This window comes from Photobacterium rosenbergii (genome assembly GCF_003026455.1).
GTDB classification, from domain to species: Bacteria; Pseudomonadota; Gammaproteobacteria; order Enterobacterales; family Vibrionaceae; genus Photobacterium; species Photobacterium rosenbergii.
Genome location: NZ_PYMB01000064.1, coordinates 1 through 804, shown reverse-complemented (window position 1 = coordinate 804; position 804 = coordinate 1). Strand labels below are relative to the sequence as shown.

Genomic DNA, 804 nt, shown 5'->3' with positions numbered 1-804 from the left:
AGTGAAATCGAGTAGGACGGGACACGTGATATCCTGTCTGAACATGGGGGGACCATCCTCCAAGGCTAAATACTCCTGACTGACCGATAGTGAACCAGTACCGTGAGGGAAAGGCGAAAAGAACCCCTGTGAGGGGAGTGAAATAGAACCTGAAACCGTGTACGTACAAGCAGTAGGAGCCCTTCGGGGTGACTGCGTACCTTTTGTATAATGGGTCAGCGACTTAATTTTAGTAGCAAGGTTAACCGTTTAGGGGAGCCGTAGGGAAACCGAGTCTTAACTGGGCGTTCAGTTGCTAGGATTAGACCCGAAACCAGGTGATCTAGCCATGGGCAGGTTGAAGGTGAGGTAACACTTACTGGAGGACCGAACCGACTAATGTTGAAAAATTAGCGGATGACTTGTGGCTAGGGGTGAAAGGCCAATCAAACCTGGAGATAGCTGGTTCTCCCCGAAAGCTATTTAGGTAGCGCCTCGGACGAATACTACTGGGGGTAGAGCACTGTTAAGGCTAGGGGGTCATCCCGACTTACCAACCCTTTGCAAACTCCGAATACCAGTAAGTACTATCCGGGAGACACACGGCGGGTGCTAACGTCCGTCGTGGAGAGGGAAACAACCCAGACCGCCAGCTAAGGTCCCAAAGTTATAGCTAAGTGGGAAACGATGTGGGAAGGCTCAGACAGCCAGGATGTTGGCTTAGAAGCAGCCATCATTTAAAGAAAGCGTAATAGCTCACTGGTCGAGTCGGCCTGCGCGGAAGATTTAACGGGGCTAAGCTATACACCGAAGCTGCGGCAATGC

1 rRNA gene is annotated in these 804 nt (G+C 51.2%); it reads left to right on the top strand.

What is annotated here, in order from left to right:
* Positions 1-804, top strand: a 23S ribosomal RNA gene (locus tag C9J01_RS29390); the annotation flags it as partial.